General features: G+C 57.4%; 18 protein-coding genes. 7 read left to right on the top strand and 11 right to left on the bottom strand.

The window, feature by feature from the left end; translation table 11 throughout:
- Positions 1 to 147: 147 nt before the first annotated feature.
- Positions 148 to 303: a hypothetical protein gene (locus ACR2TX_RS20870; RefSeq protein WP_166642472.1), complete on the bottom strand. Its 156-nt coding sequence runs from the start codon at positions 301 to 303 to the stop codon at positions 148 to 150.
- 217 nt (positions 304 to 520) lie between these two features.
- On the opposite strand from ACR2TX_RS20870, the gene ACR2TX_RS20875 reads away from it, so the two are divergent.
- The 5 genes from ACR2TX_RS20875 to ACR2TX_RS20895 all read left to right on the top strand — a co-directional run bounded on the left by ACR2TX_RS20875 (position 521) and on the right by ACR2TX_RS20895 (position 5082).
- Positions 521 to 1852, top strand: coding sequence for a POT family MFS transporter (locus ACR2TX_RS20875; protein WP_077730497.1), 1332 nt, complete (start codon positions 521 to 523; stop codon positions 1850 to 1852).
- Positions 1853 to 1979: 127 nt separating this feature from the next.
- The gene (locus ACR2TX_RS20880) at positions 1980 to 2933 is read left to right on the top strand and encodes a GGDEF domain-containing protein (RefSeq protein WP_133716455.1); all 954 of its coding nucleotides are present in this window, start codon (positions 1980 to 1982) and stop codon (positions 2931 to 2933) included.
- A gap of 118 nt (positions 2934 to 3051) precedes the next feature.
- Entirely contained in the window at positions 3052 to 3621 is a 570-nt protein-coding gene (locus tag ACR2TX_RS20885; protein ID WP_434113171.1) for a DUF99 family protein, read from the top strand.
- Between the two features lie 91 nt (positions 3622 to 3712).
- On the top strand, positions 3713 to 4021 hold the full coding sequence (locus ACR2TX_RS20890; protein WP_347257820.1) for a hypothetical protein: 309 nt from the start codon (positions 3713 to 3715) through the stop codon (positions 4019 to 4021).
- A 32-nt stretch (positions 4022 to 4053) separates the two neighbouring features.
- Positions 4054 to 5082: a zinc-dependent alcohol dehydrogenase family protein gene (locus tag ACR2TX_RS20895; RefSeq protein WP_434113173.1), complete on the top strand. Its 1029-nt coding sequence runs from the start codon at positions 4054 to 4056 to the stop codon at positions 5080 to 5082.
- A gap of 38 nt (positions 5083 to 5120) precedes the next feature.
- Here the strand turns inward: ACR2TX_RS20895 and ACR2TX_RS20900 are convergent, their stop codons facing one another.
- Both ACR2TX_RS20900 and ACR2TX_RS20905 read right to left on the bottom strand, forming a co-directional pair.
- Complete coding sequence (locus tag ACR2TX_RS20900; protein WP_077730492.1) at positions 5121 to 5690, bottom strand: hypothetical protein; 570 nt, start codon at positions 5688 to 5690, stop codon at positions 5121 to 5123.
- Between the two features lie 149 nt (positions 5691 to 5839).
- Positions 5840 to 6340, bottom strand: coding sequence for a c-type heme family protein (locus tag ACR2TX_RS20905; RefSeq protein WP_077730491.1), 501 nt, complete (start codon positions 6338 to 6340; stop codon positions 5840 to 5842).
- A gap of 296 nt (positions 6341 to 6636) precedes the next feature.
- On the opposite strand from ACR2TX_RS20905, the gene ACR2TX_RS20910 reads away from it, so the two are divergent.
- Together ACR2TX_RS20910 and ACR2TX_RS20915 are read left to right on the top strand one after the other, a co-directional pair.
- On the top strand, positions 6637 to 7686 hold the full coding sequence (locus ACR2TX_RS20910) for an efflux RND transporter periplasmic adaptor subunit (RefSeq protein WP_434113177.1): 1050 nt from the start codon (positions 6637 to 6639) through the stop codon (positions 7684 to 7686).
- Positions 7686 to 10796, top strand: a complete 3111-nt coding sequence (locus tag ACR2TX_RS20915) for an efflux RND transporter permease subunit (RefSeq protein ID WP_086134369.1) — start codon at positions 7686 to 7688, stop codon at positions 10794 to 10796. Before ACR2TX_RS20910 ends, ACR2TX_RS20915 begins: the two co-directional genes overlap by 1 nt.
- Before the next feature lie 140 nt (positions 10797 to 10936).
- Here the strand turns inward: ACR2TX_RS20915 and rimI are convergent, their stop codons facing one another.
- From rimI to ACR2TX_RS20955, 8 genes are all read right to left on the bottom strand, one after another.
- On the bottom strand, positions 10937 to 11491 hold the full coding sequence (gene rimI, locus ACR2TX_RS20920; RefSeq protein WP_240502524.1) for a ribosomal protein S18-alanine N-acetyltransferase: 555 nt from the start codon (positions 11489 to 11491) through the stop codon (positions 10937 to 10939).
- 2 nt (positions 11492 to 11493) lie between these two features.
- Positions 11494 to 12237, bottom strand: coding sequence for a uracil-DNA glycosylase (locus ACR2TX_RS20925; RefSeq protein WP_077730489.1), 744 nt, complete (start codon positions 12235 to 12237; stop codon positions 11494 to 11496).
- Between the two features lie 47 nt (positions 12238 to 12284).
- Positions 12285 to 13832 (bottom strand): 2-isopropylmalate synthase, encoded by a 1548-nt coding sequence (locus ACR2TX_RS20930; protein ID WP_133716462.1) that lies wholly within the window; start codon positions 13830 to 13832, stop codon positions 12285 to 12287.
- 332 nt (positions 13833 to 14164) lie between these two features.
- The gene (gene pssA, locus ACR2TX_RS20935) at positions 14165 to 14908 is read right to left on the bottom strand and encodes a CDP-diacylglycerol--serine O-phosphatidyltransferase (protein ID WP_133716463.1); all 744 of its coding nucleotides are present in this window, start codon (positions 14906 to 14908) and stop codon (positions 14165 to 14167) included.
- Between the two features lie 113 nt (positions 14909 to 15021).
- Positions 15022 to 16038: a ketol-acid reductoisomerase gene (gene ilvC / locus ACR2TX_RS20940; protein ID WP_347257953.1), complete on the bottom strand. Its 1017-nt coding sequence runs from the start codon at positions 16036 to 16038 to the stop codon at positions 15022 to 15024.
- Positions 16039 to 16279: 241 nt separating this feature from the next.
- Entirely contained in the window at positions 16280 to 16771 is a 492-nt protein-coding gene (gene ilvN / locus ACR2TX_RS20945; protein ID WP_077730485.1) for an acetolactate synthase small subunit, read from the bottom strand.
- Positions 16771 to 18501 (bottom strand): acetolactate synthase 3 large subunit, encoded by a 1731-nt coding sequence (locus tag ACR2TX_RS20950; RefSeq protein WP_086134372.1) that lies wholly within the window; start codon positions 18499 to 18501, stop codon positions 16771 to 16773. The genes ilvN and ACR2TX_RS20950 overlap by 1 nt, the downstream gene beginning before the upstream one ends.
- 221 nt (positions 18502 to 18722) lie before the next feature.
- Positions 18723 to 18878 carry a hypothetical protein gene (locus ACR2TX_RS20955; RefSeq protein WP_434130644.1) on the bottom strand — a complete coding sequence of 52 codons (156 nt, stop codon included), beginning with the start codon at positions 18876 to 18878 and terminating at the stop codon, positions 18723 to 18725.
- Positions 18879 to 18944 lie beyond the last annotated feature (66 nt).

Raw genomic sequence — 18944 nt, forward strand, 5'->3', positions numbered from 1 at the left:
TGCAAGGCCCCTTGCAGCTCGTTTTTCGACTGCTCAAAAACTAGCAACGTAGAATGGGCACGGTTAACCGCTCATCCTACGTTGCATTTGGCTGCCTAATACGCTTGGTGATAGGGTCGGGACCGGTAAAGCAGCTCGTGCCGGCCTTTATCGGTAAGAGGAGTTGGTGGAATCCTCGGCTATGGCCTTGGCGGCCGTGGCGTATTTGTCGTGCTCGCTTCCTTTGACCATCATCAAAGTGATCGCGACTGCAATGATGACACCGCCAATGTAGAACCAGAAGTAGTCTTTCTCTTTTTCCATTACGGCTTCCTCAGAATAGTTTTTTGCGAATGATTGTTTTTATTACTGCGCCGGAATTGGCGCGCGGGTATACAGTAACCAATGGAAATTCTGCGTTTCTTGATTTAAATCAAAAAAGGCCGAGATTGGCGGAGGCCCGTCACAGTACACGTCCGCACGGCGTCGCTTTTTCCGGTACGCCGGCATTCCTAGGCGATCTGCAAACCGTGATGCAACCATGACGCCGTACCGCACCAAGCCTCTTCCGATCGAAGGACTACCGCCCGGCATCCCTTACATCATCGGCAACGAGGCGGCGGAGCGATTCAGTTATTACGGCATGCGTGCGGTGCTGGTGGTGTTCATGAGCCAATACCTGATGAGCCCTGCGGGTTATCCCGATCCTATGAGCGAAGAGGAAGCCAAGGGCTATTTTCACTTATTCGTCTCGGCCACTTATTTCACCCCGATCCTGGGGGCGCTGCTCGCCGACGGGTGGCTCGGAAAATACCGCACGATCATCGTGCTGTCGCTGGTTTATTGCTTGGGGCACTTGGCCCTCGCACTGGACGACACCCGCACCGGGCTCCTGATCGGACAAAGCTTGATCGCATTGGGCGCGGGCGGCATCAAGCCTTGCGTTTCCGCCCACGTCGGCGATCAATTCGCGAAAACCAACCGGCATTTGCTCAGCCGGGTTTATAGCTGGTTTTATTTCGCCCTCAATTTCGGCGCATTCACATCGATGCTGGTGACGCCTTGGTTGCTGGAGCACTACGGTGCCTCGACAGCGTTCGCGCTGCCGGGAGTCCTGATGCTCATCGCTACGGTCATTTTTTGGTCGGGCCGTTACCGCTTCGCCCACATTCCTGCCGGCGGAGTCGCTTTCTTGCAGGGAATATTGAGTCATGAGAGTTGGCGGATCCTTGCCCGGCTCGGCGTCATCTATGCGTTCGTAGCGATGTTTTGGGCACTGTTCGATCAGACCGGTTCGTCTTGGGTGCTACAGGCCCAGAAGATGGATCAGACATTTCTGGGCTACCGGATTCTGCCCTCGCAGATCCAGGCAGCCAATCCGTTGCTCATCATGATTCTGACGCCGCTTTTCTACTACGGCATTTATCCGAGCCTGGAACGTCGCATGCCTGTCACGGCGCTGAGGAAAATCGGCGCGGGCATGTTGCTGGCGGCTTTTTCATTCGCATTCGCGGCTTGGATTCAGCGTGCGTTGGATGCCGGCGTTTCCCTGTCCATCGGTTGGCAGCTGCTCAATTATGTCGTTCTGACCGCATCGGAAGTCATGGTGTCGATCACCTGTCTGGAGTTCTCCTACACTCAGGCTCCGCCAACCATGAAATCCTTCGTGATGTCCTTTTTCATGGTCTCCGTCGCCGCCGGAAATCTTTTCACCAGCGCAGTCAACTTTTTCATTCAGAACCCCGATGGTACTTCGAAACTGGCCGGAGCCGATTATTTCTGGTTTTTTTCGCTGCTGATGCTCGCCACTGCGATCATGTTCGCCGCCGCGAGCCGCCACTATCCCGAAGCAGCTAGAATGGCGGATGTTTGACGTTCCGAATTTTCGGCCGGAGGCCAGAAGCTTTGCGCTAGGTTCATGTCGCTCAAAACTTACTTAACCAAGCTATTTAGTCTATTTTTCGCTATAAACCCACGCCCATACGGATGAAGTGCCCAAAATGACAGCCGAGACCATCTCTCCTCAACCCGTTGCGGTAGCGCGACAAGCATTACGACGCCTGACGGAATCGGGTTTGCCGCCTACCCCGGATCATTATGCGGAGCATTATTATCTGATCGCCGGGGAATTGAGCGGACAAAAGCCGGAGCCATCGCCGGGTGAATCGACACCCGAGGCCGAAGTAACCGCCGCCGTCGACACGATCTTGCAGATTCTTACCGACACGACATTCGGTCTCGCCGCTGAGTTGGGGACGTTCGATGGCCACTTTCAGAAGCTTTTCAACGAGAAGAGCGCCGATACGCAAGACTTTTCGGTGGAGCAGGCGCTTAGCCAAATCATGAAGACGCTCTCCCAGCTCAGGCAAAGAGTCGCCGACTCCCAGGCCGAGTTACGGGAAACCCAGCAATTGCTCCAACGCGTCCAGGATGAAATAAAGGAAAGCCGAAGCTTGAGCCGAATCGATCCGCTGACGGGCATTTTGAACCGGCGCGGTCTCGACATCGTCCTGACTCGCGAATTCACGCGAAGCCGGCGTCAGAAAGATCAGATATCGATCGGCCTGATCGATATCGACTGGCTCAGCCAGATCAATGACGCCCATGGTCGTGACGCCGGCGATCAGGCGCTGACCCATTTGGTCACGGCAGCCCGCGGGCTGTTGCGAACGCAGGATATTTTCGCTCGCTTCGGCGATGAGGAATTCGTCGCCGTTTTCCCGGGCGGCAACGCCTCGGGAGCCACATTCGCTCTTGACCGTCTCCGTACCTTGCTGGACCGGATTCCATTGCGATACAACGGCAAAGCCATCCCGGTGAAAATCAGCGCAGGCGTTGCAGAAATGCATCCCAGCGACACCCTATCCGATCTGATGCAACGAGCCGAACGCTGCCTCCTCAAAGCGAAAGACAGCGGACGCAATTTGGTCATCAACGAGACCGACTTAGGCTGAGACTTGAACCCGGAAACGGCGCCGCGAGCCCCGGTCGGAACACCGGCTCAACCGGTACAGTCGAGCACGATAACGCGTTCTGGAGCTTCGAGGCTATTTCGCCGGACTGCAAGACTCAATGGCATCTCCTCGTTTTTCTCATGCGATCGGGTTCGATGATGCGCCTTTCGACCGGCATCATCGGGGCGATGTCATGATCGTAGGCGCCTTCTACGCGGGCTCTCGTCTTGACGGCGTCCTCTCGGGAAAAGTGCGCCGGGACGGTGCGAACGCGACTCGGATATTGGCTCAACTGATTACGGGTTCTCGCTTTTATCCCCATCTTCAGGCCGTTTTGCTTCAGGGAATCGCTTTCGCCGGATTCAATGTCGTCGACATACACCGGTTGCAGAAAACACTGGAACGGCCGGTGCTCGTCGTAGCCCGCCATCTCCCGAATCTCGATAAAATCCGCGATGCCTTGCTCGATCATGTTCGGGGCGGACAACGAAAATGGCGGCTTATCGAACGGGCCGGACCGATGGAGCCCATCGCCGGAGTTTACGTTCAGCGTGCCAGCTTGTCGGTAAGGGAAACCGAAGCTCTAATCCGGCTGCATGCGGTTTATGGCCGGCTGCCGGAGCCTTTGCGCACCGCTCACATCATCGCCGGCGGCATCTCCCGGGGCGAGAGTACCCATCGCGCCTGAACATCCGAGGCCCCCTGCCCTCGTGACTATTTCTTGATCTGCCCGGAGAATTTATCCGAATGCTGAATCTCAACAGGGGACCGGAGGCCAAATGAATACCTTTTTTGTTCGGGCGCTGCTAGTTTCGATGGCAATGACGGCCTTAACCGGTTGTACTTCGCTGAGCCTGGGCGGAACCGACCGGCCCATGGCGTTTCACGATACCCGCCTGCAATATGCCCTTCTGACGGACGATCGGGAAAAGCTCAGAAGGGATTTCGACATGTTTACCGAACCGACCTTCACCGAGCGCGCGGTGGCGGGCTTGGTGCTGCCTTTCGGCGCCGCCATAGAGACCCTGTTCTGGCCGGTTTCCTACGGCATTACAACCTATCTCGACGAGTACGATCCACGCCGATGACACCGGCAGGACTTTCCCACAGGAGGGATGTCATGAAAGCGATGGTCCTCGAACGAATTTCCAAGCTGGCCGAGAATCCGGCGCCGCTGGCCCTGGCGGATTGGCCAAAACCGGTTCCGCATTCCGACGAGTTGCTGATCAAAGTCTCCGCCTGCGGCGTCTGCCATACCGAATTGGACGAGATCGAAGGCCGCACGCCCCCGCCCCGGCTACCGGTGATCCTAGGGCATCAGGTCGTAGGCCGAGTGGACGAACTCGGGTCTTCGGCCACCGGTTTTTCCGTCGGCGATCGCGTAGGCGTCGCCTGGATTCACTCGGCCTGCGGAATCTGCGCCTATTGCCGGGCAGGAAACGAAAATCTTTGCGAGCAATTCGAAGCCACCGGGCGTGACGCCCATGGCGGCTACGCGGAATACATGACGGCACAGGCAGAGTTCGTGTTCGCCATTCCCGACGCGTTCTCCGACGTCGAGGCCGCGCCCTTGCTGTGTGCCGGCGCGATCGGCTATCGCTCGCTCAAACTGACGGAACTCAAAGATGGCGAGATCCTGGGGCTTACCGGATTCGGCGCGTCGGCCCATCTGGTCCTGATGATGGTCCGCCACCGTTATCCGGGAACGCAGGTATTCGTGTTCGCCAGAAATCCGGAGGAACGCGCCTTTGCCCTGGAGTTGGGCGCGGCATGGGCCGGCGACACCGACGACGAGCCTCCGGCAAAACTGGACGCCATCATCGATACCACGCCGGTTTGGAAGCCCGTGGTCGAATCCCTGAGGCATCTCGCCCCCGGCGGAAGGCTGGTCATCAATGCGATCCGCAAGGAGGATGCCGATAAGGATTCTCTGCTACGGCTGGAGTATCCGAGCCATCTGTGGATGGAAAAGGAAATCAAGAGCGTGGCGAACGTCGCCCGAAGCGACGTCGGCGATTTTCTGGCCTTGGCCGCCGAGATTCCCATTCGCCCCGAAGTCGAAGAATACGCGCTGGAAGATGCCAATCGCGCGCTGCTCGACCTCAAAATGCGCCGGATTCGTGGAGCGAAAGTGCTGCGGGTGGCGTGAAAAGCGCCATGGACAGTCCGCACGCTAGTCCGCGGCGATCACATCCCGACAGCCTGCCTGTAGCAATAATCGAACAGCAATTGCCATTCCCGCAGTTGAATCTTTCGGCACAGGTTTTCGCCTCGGCTTTTTCCCGTTCGGCTGGCCTCGCAAAGATCGACGAACCGATGCGGGTCCCAGCGCTTCTGCTCGAGCAAGAATCGCGTCTCGGGAAGGGGCGAATCTCGCTCCGCGAGATTTTTTGCAGCCTCGCATAAATCCGGAAAAACCGGATGTTGTCCTACCCGATCGAACCAATACTTGCTGTTCCAGCTATCCGGCTCTCGGCGGTGCATGATGCCGTGCCAATAGCTGCCGGTGGAGGTAGAGACGGATTGACTGATGCGATGGCTCTCTTCGAGATAGTCGTGATAAAGCCACAAGCCGGCGAGACAGCATTTGGCCATGCCGACATCTTTTACCGGGCGAGGAAGAAATGCCTGCTCGACCGACAATGCCTGAAGCAAGGGAAAAGCCTTATCGTTAGGCGTACCCGGACCGAGCGAATTCAATCGCTCTTGGTCTAACAAGGGCTGAAAAACCGGGCCGTATTGCGCTGGATCGAACATAGACGGACTCCTTGGCAGTTCATTGCAGAATAAATGATCCGTTAGAAGCACCGCAACGTTTCGTCAGCTTGCCGGTTAAGACGAACGGAATGGAGAAGCGCCGGGTGGGAAACACGGCCCAAGACCGTGCTTCCTCGGCTTTGGATAAGCTATTCGATGACGGGAACCTTATAGGCCAGTGCGCCTATGGGACCGGTTTTACCCTTGAAATTGGCGTGGCACATTACACACTTTTCCATCACGACCGGGACTCCTGTGGCCATATAAAGATAGCGCTTGTCGCCTTCCTTGATCACCCGCGTATAGTATTCGTCACCGGACAATAGCTTTTCCTTCGCCGTCTCTTCGAAATTTCCCGTCGGACGGTTTTCTTCGGGATTGGTCAGTTGATCCGTCAATCCGATCAGGCGGGCCTCATGAAACCCGTTCTTCTTCATTTCCGCGAACAACAGCTTCGACGCCGTTGCTGCCGAAATGGAGGACGGATTTTCCACATAATGCTCGGTAATCAGCACGACCGCGGTCTTGTACAACGCATCGAGCATTTTGACCTGGTCGATTGTGCGTGCGACAGCCGGATCTTCGTTGGCACCCGCGGTACCCGCCACAGCGGCCAATAGCAAAGCAGAGAGCGAACACTTGAGTCTCATTTGGTTTTTCCTCTTTTTCTTTCTATGGGATGTGTGGAATTTAAGTCGCCGGACATGCGTGCTACACGCATCATCCGTCGGACAGCTTCCCGGCCATGACGGGAAAGCATCCGCCTTTCATTTTGGTTTTCGGTCGATACAGTGTCAAATCGTTTTGACAGATCATGTCTGATTAGAGACGCACGTCAGGGTTTTCAGGCCGATAGTTTGTGTTTCGCAAATCGGCCGGGTTATAGTCTCGCGGCTCTGAAACTATCTTTTTTTCGCTTTAATCTCACGTAGTTACGACTTTTTCAATGAAGCCGACCTTATGTCCGCCCGTCATGGCGGTTCTGCTTTCAGCTGCTCTTGTCTTTCCGGCGTTCTCCGATGATGACGACCCCGACGCGAAAGCGCGTTCCGACCGGCCGGCGTCGATTCAAAAAAGCGAACCCGAGTCCCGCAGTGCCGCGGCGGTCCGAATGACAGCGGAGCAACAAAAGGCTAGCGGCTTGACCGTCGAGGTTTTGAACGCATTGACGTTTCACCCGGAGATAATGGCCTACGGCAAAGTAGTCGACATTCAGCCTTTATTGGCTTTGCACGTTCGTTATCAAACGGCGGGCACCGAGGCCGAAATCGCAAACGCCGCCGTCGAGTTGGCTCAAAAAAACCGCAACCGGCTGACGACCCTGCACCGCGAGGACATCGTGGCCAGCCGCGATTTGGCGCAAGCCGAGGCGCAATATCAGGCCGATCGAGCCAAGCTCGAGGCCGCCCGCCGACTGATGAGGGAGATTCGGCACGAAGCCCGGCAGGCCTGGGGCGACGAACTAACCCGCATCGCCTTCGACGGCGAATCGCGTCTGTTTCAGGATTTCTTGAGCCGGAGCCGGGTATTGCTTCTGATCGCCTTGCCGAGCGGCCAATCCTTGCCGCCCGACAAGCGATCTCTGTTCGTCGCCCGTGAAAACGACCGGAGCGCGGCACACCGGGCAGAACTCATTTCTCCCGCCCCGAAAACCGACGATCTCGTGCAGGGCGAAACTTTTTTCTTTCATGCGCCAAGCGACCGACTGCGCGCCGGAATGAGAGTCAATGCCTGGCTGCCGACCTCCGGTGAGCCCTTGACCGGCATCGCCATGCCACTGTCGGCCATCGTTTGGCATGCCGGAAAACCCTGGGCCTACCGCCAGTCCGACGACCGCACATTCATCCGCACCGAAATCACCGCCTACCGCGAGCACGCCGATTTCTGGTTCGTCGACCACGGCTTTGCCGCCGGCGACAAGATCGTCGTAACCGGCGGACAGTTATTGCTCTCGGAGGAGTTCCGCGGAAATATTCCGGACGAGGACGACGACTGATGCTGTCTGCCATCATTCGCTTCGCCGTGCACCGGCGCGGAGTGGTCGTTGCACTCTCTCTCCTGCTGCTGATTTACGGCGCGCTCCGTCTCGGTCAGGCGAACCTCGACATCTTTCCCGAATTTTCCGCCCCCCGCGTGGTTATTCAGACCGAAGCACCGGGTCTTACGGCCGAACAGACGGAAACTCTCGTCACCTCGCGCATCGAAAGGCATCTTGCGGGGTTGGTCGGTCTGGACAGCATCCGGTCCGAATCCATCCAGGGCCTCTCGGTGGTGACGGCCGTCTTCGAGGAAGGCACGGACATTTACCGTAACCGGCAGCTGGTCGGCGAGCGCCTGAACATGCTCGCCGGCAAACTGCCCGTAGGCGCCGGTCCACCGGTGATGGTACCGCTTTCATCGGCCTCCGCGACGGTTCTCACTATCGGACTTAGCTCGCCTTCCCACAGCCTCATGGAGCTTCGCGATCTGGTGGACTGGACCATCGTGCCGCGTTTGCTGGCCGTACCGGGCGTTGCGGATGTGAACGTATTCGGCGGCGAAATCCGCCAATTGCAGATTCAAATCGATCCGGCCAGGCTGCGCCGCTACGGCCTGGCTGCCGGGGATGTCGTGCTCGCAGCCCGCCAGGCGACCGGCATGCCGGGGGCCGGGTTCGTGGAAAACGACAACCAGCGGATCAGTTTGAACATCGTCGGCCTTCCGGCGGCCGAGGAGACCTTGAGGCAAGTCGTACTGTTGCGCCAGAACGGCGCGAATATCACGCTGGCGGATGTCGCGACCGTAACCACGGCGCCTAGACCGCCCATCGGCGCAGCAGCCGTCGGCGGAAAGCCCGGCATCGTCATGATGGTGATCGGTCAGTACGGCGCCAATACGCTGAGCGTCTCGCGAAACGTCGAAAGCGTGCTCGAGGAGTTCGAGCAGCTCTTCGCCAAACGGGCTATCGATTTCCACCCCCGGCTATTCCGGCCGGCGGATTACATCGAGCGATCCTTGCAAAATCTCGCCGGGCATTTGCTGGTGGGCGGCTTTCTGGTGGTCTCGGTGCTTTACGCATTTTTGTTCGATTTCCGCACCGCATTCATCTCCGCTGTCGCCATTCCGCTTTCATTAGCCGCCGCCGTGGTGACCTTGCTGAACCTGGGTGTCAATCTCAACATCATGATCTTGGGCGGACTCGCGATCGCCTTGGGCGAGGTGGTTGACGACGCCATAATCGACACTGAAAACATTTTCCGCCGCCTCCGGGAAAACCGGCTAAGGCCGAATCCGCGTCCGACTTTCCGCGTGGTCTACGATGCCTCCATGGAGGTACGCAGCTCCGTGGTGTACGCCAGTTTCATCGTCGCATTGGTATTTGTGCCGCTCCTGACGCTCGGCGGAATTGCAGGACGCTTGTTCGCTCCGATCGGTCACGCCTATATCCTCGCGATTCTCATGTCCCTGCTCGTAGCGCTGACGGTAACGCCCGCGCTTTGCTACATGCTCTTGAAGAGCGGCAAGACCGACAAGATCCCGCCGCTGATTCGGCTGCTTCAGCCCAAATACGCCTCCCTGCTGAGATCCGTTGCAAAACGGCCGAGAGCAACGCTGTCGATCAGCGCGGTTATTTGCGGATTAGGGATTCTGGCGTTGACCGATCTCGGCGGAGAATTCCTGCCCCGACTTCGAGAGGGCCATTACATCGTACACACGAGCAGCCTTCCTGGCACATCATTGAAGGAATCGCTCAGAATCGGCGGGCTGCTGACCCGGCAATTTCTCGAGATCCCGGAAGTCGAATCGGTCTCGCAATGGGCCGGCCGAGCCGAGCGCGGTGCCGACACTTACGGCAGCCACTACAGCGAGTACGAAGTTCGGCTGAAGCCGCTTTCAGGCGAAGCTCAACAATCTGTGCTGAACCGGCTCAGACAGATCTTGGACGATTTTCCGGGAATCCTGTTCGAAGCGAACACCTTTCTGACCGAGCGGGTCGACGAAACCATTTCCGGTTACACGGCACCGATCGTGATCAATCTCTACGGAAGCGACCTCGATCAACTCGATCAGAAAGCGCGCCAGATCGCCGATCTTGTCCGAACCATTCCCGGCGCCATCGACGTACAACTGCGATCGCCTCCGAGCACGCCTCAGCTTCAAATCCGGCTGAAACTCGACGATTTGGCCGCTTATGGCTTGCGTCCGATGGAAGTGGCCGATGTCCTGCAAACGGCTTTGCAGGGACGGATCGCGGGCGCCTATTACTTGGACAATCGCGCTTACGAGGTAGCGGTGATTCTGCCGCCGGAATTGCGGCACCGGCCGGAAACGGTAGCGCACGTACCGCTGCGCACCGCGGATGGTCTTATCGTGGAATTGAGCCAAATCGCGGAGATCCAGCAGGTCGGCGGACGGTATAACATACTTCATCGGGGCGGCCAGCGTGTGCAGACCGTCACGGCAAACGTGGCCGGTCGGGACACGGCGTCGTTTATGGAAGAACTTCGCCGGCGAACGCTCACCGCCATCGATTTTCCGCCGGACGTCTATCCCGAGTTCAGCGGCGCCGCCGTGGAGCAAGGTAAAGCACGCCGGGAACTGACGGTCCATGCGCTGCTGTCGGGTGTTGGCGTTATGTTGCTGATTTTTTTGGCCATCAACAGTGTGCGCCATACCCTCCTCACCTTGGTGAATCTGCCTTTTTCGCTGGCCGGAGGCGTTGCTGCCGCATTCCTGACGGGCAGTACGCTTTCGGTCGGGTCGATGGTAGGGTTCGTCACCTTGTTCGGAATCACGGTACGCAATGCGATTATGCTGATTTCCCATTACCGGCATTTGGTAGAACGGGAAAACAAGTCGTGGAATCTGGAAACCGCGATTCAGGGTGCACAGGAACGCCTCCCTTCGATCTTGATGACGGCGCTAGTCACCGCGCTTGCGATGCTGCCCATCGCCGTCGACAGCGACAATCCGGGTCGCGAGATCATGGGTCCCATGGCCGCGATCATTATCGGAGGTTTGGTATCGTCCACCCTTTTCAATCTGCTGCTTATGCCGACGATATTGCTCAAATTCGGCCGGTTCGAAACCCTCGATGAGCCGCCACGTTTTTCTGAGCCGTCGTAGACGCTAGAGCGATTTTTACTGCGGATTAATGTTGAGGATTGTGAAATCGTAGGTCGGCAATCCGTTGCCGACACGCTGGATCGGCGAGGAACTTGTCGGCAATGGATTGCCGACCTACGAGATGCCTTTCGATCCGGCGATTACAGCATGCGAGCCATGACCAGGGCATCTTCCCGGCCGTTTCGGGCCGGATAATAGCCTTTGCGGGTACCGATCTCGTTGAACCCCAGTTGGTGATAAAGTTTGATGGCGGGCTTGTTGGAAGGACGCACTTCGAGAAAAATCGTTTCGGCCTTGTGCTCCTTGGCGACCGCCATGAGTTTCTCGAGCATCAAGCGCCCGTAGCCCTGTCCCTGATTTTGCGGCGACACACAGAGATTGAGTACGTGCGACTCCCCCGCCCCCACCGACGCGATCCCGTAACTTACAACCTGGCCTGCCCTTTCGCCTACCCAGCAACAATATCCTACGGTGTAGCAGTCCCGGAAAGTGGTCGGCTCCCAAGGGAATTCGTATGCACTTTGCTCAATGGCGGCCACCACTTTAAGGTCTGACCGCCGCATCGGACGAATGATCAACTCGGCACTCTTCACGAGGCTGGGAAAGTGTCGGTAATAAAACTCGGTTTCGGCATCATAACTGATGAATTTCCTGATGCGCTCGAACAAGCCGAACAAATCGAACATGGCGGACATAATTATGCTTGTTGTCGAAAAGCCCGCATGGCTAGTTTGAGATCCTCCCATGCCCTACGTTTTTCCGTTTGCGAGCGCAGCAGGTAAGCGGGATGGTAAGTCACCACCAGCGGAATCTGGTCGTAATAATGCACCTGGCCGCGTAGTTTACCGATGGGCGTCGCGGTTTTTAATAAGTTTTGCGCGGCAATACGGCCTACGGCCAGAATAATCTTAGGTTTGATCAAGGCGACCTGCCCTTTCAAATATCCCTCGCAGGCCGCCGCTTCCTCCGGGGCCGGATCGCGATTCCTGGGCGGACGGCATTTGATCACGTTAGCGATGTAAACGGCTTCCCTTTTGAGACCGACGGCCCGAATCATTTCGTTGAGCAATTGCCCGGCCCGCCCCACGAATGGTTCGCCTTGCAGATCTTCCTGTTCTCCAGGCGCTTCGCCAATCACCATCCATTCGGCTTCGCGATTGCCGACGCCGAAAACAGTCTGAGTACGGCCTTGGTGTAGCGGACAGGCGGTACATCCCGCTACGCGGGCCTCCAAATCCGCCCAATCCGGCAGACAACCCGAAGACACAGCATCGATCGGAGGCGAATTCACCGCGCTTATTAGGCTCTCACTCAAGCCATCCGGCGTAGCCTGGGGTAGGTCCGGATTTTCGGCAGCCTCGAACGCGGCACGCCGCCGGGGTACCCAAACTTGGATACCCATCGAATGGAGATAATCCAGGCGTCGTTCATCGCGAGGCATAGGCCGGAACCGTTCTTAGACCGCCTCTTCGCAAAACTCGGGCATTATCAAACGTCTCCCGCCACTTGAGGATGCATGCGTTGCCGCGGCGCCAGGAGTTTGTTGACCGCATTGATGTAGGCCTTGGCCGAAGCGATCACGATATCGGTATCTGCGCCCTGGCCGTTGACGATCCGCCCGCCCTTTTCCAGGCGAACCGTCACTTCGCCCTGAGCGTCGGTGCCGGTGGTGATGTTATTGACCGAATACAGCAACAAGGTGGAATCGGTATGGACTACGGATTCGATGGCCTTGAAGCTCGCGTCGACAGCGCCGCTGCCCTGGGCGGTGCCGCTCACTTCTTCGTTTTCGACCTTGAGCGACACTCGCGCGCAAGGAACCTCGCCCGTTTCGGAGCATACCTTGAGCGCGACAAGCTTAACCCGCTCGTCCTCCGCCTCGACGCCCGCTTCTGTGATCAAAGCCTGCAGGTCTTCGTCGAAGATTTCGTGCTTTTTGTCAGCCAAGTCCTTGAAACGCTGGAATGCGTCATTCAATTCCGCCTCGGTTCCGAACTCTATTCCCAGTTCCTGCATGCGCGTCCGAAAAGCGTTGCGGCCCGAATGCTTGCCCAGCACCATCCGGTTTGCAGTCCAGCCGACTTCCTCCGCGCTCATGATTTCGTAGGTCTCGCGGCTCTTCAAAACCCCGTCCTGATGAATGCCGGACTCGTGCGCAAACGCATTGGCCCCAACGATGGCTTTGTTGGGCTGCACCGGAAAACCGGTGATATTCGAGACAAGTTTGGAACACGCAACGATTTCGCGGGTGTCGATCTCGACTCGGCAGGGAAACACGTCTTTACGGGTCTTGACCGCCATGACGATCTCCTCCAGCGCGGCATTGCCGGCCCGTTCGCCCAAGCCGTTGATCGTACATTCGACCTGCCGCGCGCCGTTCATGACGGCGGATAATGAATTCGCAACCGCCAACCCCAGATCGTTGTGGCAATGCACCGAAAAGATGGCTTTATCGGAGTTGGGAATACGTTCTCTCAAACGCCGGATGGTGGCGCCGAATTGCTCCGGCACGCTGTAACCGACGGTATCGGGGATATTCAAGGTTTTCGCGCCCGCATCGATAACCGCCTCGAGTATTCGACACAGAAAATCTTCTTCCGAACGTCCGGCGTCTTCCGGCGAAAACTCGACATCATCCGTATACTGCCTCGCCCTTTTTACAGCCTTCACGGCATACTCGATCACCTGATCGGGCTCCATGCGCAGCTTTCTTTGCATATGAATCGGCGAAGTCGCGATAAACGTGTGAATACGCGCCCGATTGGCTTCCTTGAGCGCCTCGCCCGCACGGTCGATGTCCCTATCCAAAGCCCGCGCCAAACCGCATACCGTGCTTTCCTTGACCGCCCGAGCCACAGCTTGCACCGATTCGAAATCGCCGGGACTCGCCGCCGGAAAACCGGCCTCGATCACATCCACCCGCAGACGCTCGAGCGCCTTGGCGATGCGCACCTTTTCGTCCCGCGTCATCGAAGCGCCGGGACTTTGCTCGCCGTCCCGCAGCGTCGTATCGAAAATGATGAGTTTGTCGCTCATGATAAAACCTCGTCTATCTCTCGCGGCCTCTCTTCAAGAGGCCCCTGCATTTATGTTCGCGCTTAGGATTTTGGAATGCGTCAAGTCTACTGCCCCTCAGGGCAGGAGACGAAAACGCAGAAGGTCGAGGAATTCAGAGCGGCAGACAGCGCCGACCCGGCCGATGAGTCGGTCGGATTTCCAGCGTTGTAGGTTGGCGATTGAATGCATGGATTTGTGACTGCCTTTCGAGCAACTATATTACTCATCCGAATACCGTACAAGCGCCATAGCGAGGAATACTTTCGCCTTACGACGAAGGACTTTAATGTCAGCAGATTCCCCGTCCCTTCTCAGGTTCGGCGCTCGCTCCGCATTTTACGTCGCCCGAGTAAGGTCAATACCGGCCCCGAAACAGCGTAAGCCGTAAACATGACAAACAGCATCAGGGGCGGATTGGTAAAAATGAAGGCGAATACCAGCATCACGAGGATAGCCCACATGAACGGCACCCGTCCGCGGAGATCCACATCCTTGAAGCTGTAGTAACGGAAGTTGCTGACCATCAGGAGCCCGGTCATCAAGGCTAGTCCGAGCGAGACATAGCGCATGGACTCGCCGGTCAGACCGTAGGTTTCGCTAAACCAGATAAACCCGGCCAAAATCGCGGCGGCGGAAGGACTCGGCAAACCTTGAAAATACCGTTTGTCCGCGGTTGCGATCTGGGTATTGAAGCGGGCCAAGCGAAGCGCTGCACCGGCGGCGTGCACGAAAGCGGCAACCCATCCGATCTTGCCCAGCGTCGTCAGCGACCAGATGTAGGCGACCAAGGCGGGAGCGGCACCGAACGAAATCATGTCGGCCATGCTGTCGTATTCGGCCCCGAAAGCGCTCTGCGTATTGGTGAGGCGCGCCACGCGTCCGTCGAGACCGTCCAGAATCATGGCAATGAAGATGGCCACGGCAGCCACTTCGAAGCGCCCGTTAAAGGCGGCGGTAATGGCGTAGAAACCGGCGAAAAGCGCTGCTGTCGTGAACAAGTTCGGCAAGAGATAGATGCCGCGCCGACGCCTCGCAGGGGGAATTTGTTCTTCCATAGTCCCGCTTTAAGTTGAATCAACCGATAATGCGGGCTAGCTTAACATAGCCCGCCGCCAGTTCGGCGGGTCGAGCACGAACCGATTGGCTCGTGCCCGGCCGAAAGCAAGAATCAGTTCTTGCTTTTATCGACGATTTTGTTGGCTTTGATCCAAGGCATCATGTCGCGCAACTTCGCACCGACCTGTTCGATTTGGTGCTCGCGACCCAGACGCCGCTTGGCCTTCAGCGTGGCGCAACCGGCCTGATTCTCCAGAATGAATTCGCGGGCAAACTCGCCGCGCTGAATTTCGCCGAGAATCTTCTTCATCTCCTTTTTCGTCTCCTCCGTGACGACACGTGGCCCGCGGGTCAGGTCGCCGTATTCGGCGGTATTGGAAATGGAATAGCGCATGTTGGCGATGCCGCCTTCATACATCAAATCGACGATCAGCTTCAGTTCGTGCAAGCACTCGAAGTATGCCATTTCGGGAGCGTAGCCGGCTTCCACCAAGGTCTCGAACCCGGCCTGCACGAGTGCCGTCGCGCCGCCGCACAATACGGCCTGTTCACCGAACAGGTCGGTTTCGGTCTCTTCGCGGAAGGTCGTTTCGATGATGCCGGCGCGTCCGCCGCCGTTTGCAGAGGCATAGGACAAGGCGATTTCCTTGGCCTGTCCCGAAGCGTTCTGATAAACCGCGATCAGGGAGGGTACGCCGCCGCCCTGGGTGTATGTCGAACGCACCAGGTGGCCGGGGCCTTTCGGCGCGATCATGATCACGTCTAGATCGGCGCGCGGCTGGATCTGTTCGAAATGGATATTGAACCCGTGGGCGAACGCCAACGCCGCACCTTGCTTGATGTTCGGTTCGATCTGCTCGGAATAGAGTTTCGCCTGGTGTTCGTCCGGAGCCAGTACCATGATGACGTCGGCTAGTTTCACGGCCTCTTCCACCGACATGACGGTCAGCCCCGCGTTCTCGGCCTTCACTGCGGAGGCCGAACCCGGACGCAATGCGACGATGACCGAAACGCCTGAATCTTTCAGGTTGTTGGCGTGAGCGTGGCCTTGCGAGCCGTAGCCGATAATGGCGACCTTCTTGTTCCGAATAATCGAAAGATCGGCATCTTTGTCGTAATAAACCTGCATGAATGGTCCTCGTGATTTATCGTTTTGGTTGATTACTATTCGTAACGAAATTAAAAACCACATCGTCACCCCGGCAGGGAAGGGGCCGACTAAAGGCCCGTTTGCGATTGGGACTGCCGGGGTCCAGTTTACAGGGACGTAGACGCTAAAACCTTCCGTGGCTTCTGGATTCCGGCACGCCCTGCCGGAATGACGGGTAATACTGGCATTTGTTATACGCTGCAGTCGTCATCGGCATTAGTTAGGCGTGAAGCCCGCGGTCGCCGCGCAGAATGCCCGTTGTGCCGGAGCGCACGACCTCGATGATGGCCTCCTGATCGAGCGTCTGGAGAAACGCGTCCAGCTTGGACTTTTCGCCGGTAACCTCGATGACGTAGCTCACCGGCGTAACATCGATGATTTTTCCGCGAAAGATATCGGTCAGGCGAATGATTTCCTCCCGCGCCCTGTCGACGGCACGCACTTTCACCATCATCAATTCACGTTCGATGTGGGAAGATTCCGAAATATCGATGAGTTTGACCACATCGATCAGCTTGTTGAGCTGCTTGGTAATCTGCTCGATGATCTCGTCGCTGCCGGTGGTAACCAGCGTCATTCGCGACAAGGACGCATCCTCCGTGGGCGCCACGGTCAACGACTCGATGTTGTATCCGCGTGCGGAAAAAAGTCCCGCCACCCGCGACAACGCCCCCGATTCGTTCTCCATCAAAATGGAAATGATGTGGCGCATCAGGCAAGCTCCCTCTCGATGGTGACGCCGGGAGCGAGGCGCATCTCATGGTGAGCCTTGCCGGCCTCGATCATCGGATATACGTTCTCGGTCGGATCGGTCAGGAAATTCATGAATACAGTACGATCCTTCAGCTTGAACGCCTCCTCCAGTGCCGGGCGCACGTCGGCGGGCTTTTCGATGTGCATGCCGATATGGCCGTAAGCTTCGGCCAGCTTGACGAAATCGGGAATGGTCTCCAAGTAGGAGTGGGAGTAGCGGCTTTCGTAGGTGAATTCCTGCCACTGGCGGACCATGCCCATGTAACCGTTATTGAGATTAACGATTTTGATAGGCGTGCGGTATTGCAGGGCCGTAGCCAACTCCTGGATGCACATCTGAATGCTCGCCTCCCCGGTCACGCAGGCCACGTCCGCATCGGGGTGAGCCAGCTTGGCGCCAATGGCCGCCGGCAAACCGAACCCCATGGTGCCGAGTCCGCCCGAGTTGATCCAGCGGCGCGGCTTGTCGAATTTGTAGAACTGAGCCGTCCACATTTGATGCTGCCCGACATCGGACGTTACGAATGCATCGCCATTGGTGACTTCGTACAACTGCTCGATGACGTACTGCGGCTTGATCAGCGGACTATTCCGATCGTAACGCAAGCAGTCCAAGGATTGCCAGCGCGCGATTTGATCCCACCATGCGGTAAGAGCATCTTCATCGGCCCGCTTCTCACTGCTCCCCAGTATCTCGATCATGTCGTCCAGGACCGGGCCGACTTCACCGACGATGGGAACGTCGACACGCACCGTCTTGGAGATAGAAGCAGGATCGATATCGATGTGAATGATCTTCGCATGCGGGCAAAACTGGCTGAGCTTGCCGGTAACCCGATCGTCGAACCGCGCACCGACGGCGAACAGCACATCGCATTCGTGCATGGCCATATTCGCCTCGTAGGTTCCGTGCATGCCCAGCATGCCCAGAAACTGCCGATCGGTGGCCGGATAGGCCCCCAATCCCATCAAGGTACTGGTGATGGGAAATCCGAGTATCCGGGTGATTTCCTTCAACTGTTCGGACGCATTGCCCAATATGACGCCGCCTCCCGAATAGATCATCGGCCTCTTGGCGGAGAGCAACAGCTCTACCGCTTTCTTGATCTGCCACCGATGCCCCTTGACCTGCGGGTTATAGGAGCGGATTGAAACCGAGCGCGGGTACTCGTAAGGAATCTTGAGATTGGGATCGGTGACGTCCTTCGGAACGTCGACCACCACGGGACCGGGTCGGCCGGTGGTGGCGATGTAGAACGCCTTCTTGATGGTCTCCGCCAGCTTGTGCACGTCCTTGACCAGAAAGTTGTGCTTTACACAGGGCCGGGTGATGCCGATAGTGTCGCACTCCTGGAAGGCATCGCTGCCGATGACCGGCAAGGGCACTTGGCCGGTGATGATTACCATCGGAATCGAATCCATGTAGGCCGTCGCGATACCGGTGACTGCATTGGTGGCTCCGGGGCCGGAAGTCACCAGCACCACGCCGGGCTTGCCGGTCGAGCGCGCGTATCCATCCGCGGCATGGGTCGCGCCCTGTTCGTGGCGCACCAGGATGTGCTTCACGTCGTCCTGTCTGAACAGAGCATCGTAGATATGCAATACGGCCCCGCCGGGGTAACCGAAAATGTATTCAACCCCTTCGTCCTTAAGACTTTGGACCAGGATTTCCGCGCCGCTGAGCTCCACGGTTTCAACACCCCTAAAAAAGAATCAGGCGTTTCGAAAACGCCCGTTTCGGCCGAGACAACAAAATAAAAATAGCCGATAACGGTACTCGGATTCGCATACTCCGTCAAGCCGCTGCCACGCGGATGGCGTTCGTTCGATCCTCGCATGACGTTTCCCGGAATTGTACCGTACTTGGACAGCGGAAACGCCTCGATAGTGACCTCAGTGACTTCGGCCACTTACGCAGCGTTGACGAACCGGTACTTTTGTTCTGGATACATTTCCACTTCGAATGGATTGACTCCGAGCATGATGACCCGCGCCGGCGTAACAACTCTCTCGGTATGCACCGCTAGTTGCCGTATGCCGCGCCATCCGCGGATCTTGCGGAACATGATTGTTCAGAAGTGGCGCCCCGGCGGTGTTCATCAAAGCAGCCCAAAGCCTTATTCGACCAAACG

The organism is Methylocaldum sp. GT1BB (genome assembly GCF_051027545.1).
Taxonomy (GTDB): Bacteria; Pseudomonadota; Gammaproteobacteria; order Methylococcales; family Methylococcaceae; genus Methylocaldum.

Excerpts from the sequence above, each read along its gene's own strand:
- ACR2TX_RS20870 (WP_166642472.1), bottom strand. The coding sequence starts at position 303 with ATGGAAAAAGAGAAAGACTACTTCTGGTTCTACATTGGCGGTGTCATC.
- ACR2TX_RS20875 (WP_077730497.1), top strand. The coding sequence starts at position 521 with ATGACGCCGTACCGCACCAAGCCTCTTCCGATCGAAGGACTACCGCCC.
- ACR2TX_RS20880 (WP_133716455.1), top strand. The coding sequence starts at position 1,980 with ATGACAGCCGAGACCATCTCTCCTCAACCCGTTGCGGTAGCGCGACAA.
- ACR2TX_RS20885 (WP_434113171.1), top strand. The coding sequence starts at position 3,052 with ATGGCATCTCCTCGTTTTTCTCATGCGATCGGGTTCGATGATGCGCCT.
- ACR2TX_RS20890 (WP_347257820.1), top strand. The coding sequence starts at position 3,713 with ATGAATACCTTTTTTGTTCGGGCGCTGCTAGTTTCGATGGCAATGACG.
- ACR2TX_RS20895 (WP_434113173.1), top strand. The coding sequence starts at position 4,054 with ATGAAAGCGATGGTCCTCGAACGAATTTCCAAGCTGGCCGAGAATCCG.
- ACR2TX_RS20900 (WP_077730492.1), bottom strand. The coding sequence starts at position 5,690 with ATGTTCGATCCAGCGCAATACGGCCCGGTTTTTCAGCCCTTGTTAGAC.
- ACR2TX_RS20905 (WP_077730491.1), bottom strand. The coding sequence starts at position 6,340 with ATGAGACTCAAGTGTTCGCTCTCTGCTTTGCTATTGGCCGCTGTGGCG.
- ACR2TX_RS20910 (WP_434113177.1), top strand. The coding sequence starts at position 6,637 with ATGAAGCCGACCTTATGTCCGCCCGTCATGGCGGTTCTGCTTTCAGCT.
- ACR2TX_RS20915 (WP_086134369.1), top strand. The coding sequence starts at position 7,686 with ATGCTGTCTGCCATCATTCGCTTCGCCGTGCACCGGCGCGGAGTGGTC.
- rimI (WP_240502524.1), bottom strand. The coding sequence starts at position 11,491 with ATGTCCGCCATGTTCGATTTGTTCGGCTTGTTCGAGCGCATCAGGAAA.
- ACR2TX_RS20925 (WP_077730489.1), bottom strand. The coding sequence starts at position 12,237 with ATGCCTCGCGATGAACGACGCCTGGATTATCTCCATTCGATGGGTATC.
- ACR2TX_RS20930 (WP_133716462.1), bottom strand. The coding sequence starts at position 13,832 with ATGAGCGACAAACTCATCATTTTCGATACGACGCTGCGGGACGGCGAG.
- pssA (WP_133716463.1), bottom strand. The coding sequence starts at position 14,908 with ATGGAAGAACAAATTCCCCCTGCGAGGCGTCGGCGCGGCATCTATCTC.
- ilvC (WP_347257953.1), bottom strand. The coding sequence starts at position 16,038 with ATGCAGGTTTATTACGACAAAGATGCCGATCTTTCGATTATTCGGAAC.
- ilvN (WP_077730485.1), bottom strand. The coding sequence starts at position 16,771 with ATGCGCCACATCATTTCCATTTTGATGGAGAACGAATCGGGGGCGTTG.
- ACR2TX_RS20955 (WP_434130644.1), bottom strand. The coding sequence starts at position 18,878 with ATGTTCCGCAAGATCCGCGGATGGCGCGGCATACGGCAACTAGCGGTG.